The sequence below is a fragment of the Microbacterium sp. F2 genome (assembly GCF_052274505.1).
Taxonomy (GTDB): Bacteria; Actinomycetota; Actinomycetes; order Actinomycetales; family Microbacteriaceae; genus Microbacterium.
Genome location: NZ_JBNVBV010000021.1, coordinates 1 through 1417, shown reverse-complemented (window position 1 = coordinate 1417; position 1417 = coordinate 1). Strand labels below are relative to the sequence as shown.

The following is a 1417-nucleotide window of genomic DNA, read 5'->3' as shown; positions in this document are numbered from 1 at the left end:
CCTGGAGTCCCGCGGGGTGGTGGTCTTTCGGGCCCGCGGCGTCGTGACCGCGACGGGGTGAGCCATCGTGCGATGGTCAGTGAGAACGACCAAGAACTCACACAGAAAGACGACACCGCACGATGGCTCTTGACCAGTCTGCCCTCCTCGAGCTGCTCGGGGAACTGAAGCTCACCGGCACCACCGACCGCATCCGAGCCGCGACCGAGCGGCTCTACCAGGAGCTGATCGACGCGGAGACAGCCGCATTCATCGGCGCCGCCCCCTACGAGCGCACGAGCGAGCGCACGACTACCCGCAACGGTTCCCGGCCGCGGGTGCTGTCGACCACGGCTGGGGATCTGGAGTTGCGGATCCCGAAGTTGCGGCAGGGGTCGTTCTTCCCGTCGCTGCTGGAGCGGCGCCGCCGGGTCGACCAAGCCTTGTTCGCGGTCGTGATGGAGGCCTACCTCCACGGCGTCTCAACCCGGAAGGTCGATGACCTCGTCAAAGCGCTCGGCGCTGACACTGGCATCTCGAAGTCCGAGGTGTCCCGCATCTGCCAAGGGCTCGACGCCGAGGTCGCATCGTTCCGCGACCGCTCGCTGTCTGACATCGCCTACCCCTACGTGTTCCTCGACGCGACCTACTGCAAGGTCCGCATCGACCACCGTGTCGTGTCCCAGGCGGTCGTCGTCGCGATCGGCGTCGCCGCTGACGGGCGGCGGGTCGTGCTGGGCTTCGATGTCGGAGACAGCGAGACCGAGGAGTTCTGGAAGCAGTTCCTGCGCTCGTTGAAGACACGAGGTCTGGGCGGGGTGAAGCTGGTGATCTCCGACGCCCACGCCGGACTGAAGAAGGCCGCAGCGACCGTGTTGCAGGGCGCCGCCTGGCAGCGCTGCCGCGTCCACTTCATGCGCAACGTCCTGACCGCCCTCCCGAAGGGCCGGCAGGAGATGGTCGCCAGCGTGATCCGCACGATCTTCGCCCAACCCGACGCCGAGCACATCGATGCCCAGTTCGACGAAGTCGTGCGCATGATCGAGCGCGTCCACCCCAAGACCGCCGTGATGCTCACCGACGCCCGTGACGACATCCTCGCGTTCAAAGCGTTCCCCGCCCGGCATTGGCGACAGATCTGGTCCACGAACCCGCTGGAACGCCTCAATCGGGAGATCAAGCGCCGCACCGACGTCGTTGGCGTGTTCCCGAACAACGCCGCCCTGCTCCGCCTGGCCGGCTCCGTCCTCGTCGAGCAACACGACGAATGGGAAGCCGCCGACCGCCGCTACTTCTCCGAAGCCTCCATGACCGAGCTCACCGCGACCACCCCCACCATCGACGAGGCGGTGATACTCCCCGAGATCACCGCCGCCTAAACTAACGACAGCTGATCATCGCAACGAAGCGAAAGACCACCACTCAAACGGACGCGGCC

Annotated in this window: 1 protein-coding gene; it reads left to right on the top strand. The window is 66.4% G+C overall.

Features of this window, described 5'->3' with window-relative positions; all coding sequences use genetic code 11:
• Nucleotides 1-122: 122 nt before the first annotated feature.
• A complete protein-coding gene (locus tag ACQVDU_RS15830; RefSeq protein WP_046746337.1) occupies nucleotides 123-1358 on the top strand; it encodes an IS256 family transposase in 1236 nt (411 codons plus the stop codon).
• Nucleotides 1359-1417 lie beyond the last annotated feature (59 nt).

Coding starts and splice junctions, on each gene's coding strand:
- ACQVDU_RS15830 (WP_046746337.1), top strand. CDS start 123: ATGGCTCTTGACCAGTCTGCCCTCCTCGAGCTGCTCGGGGAACTGAAG.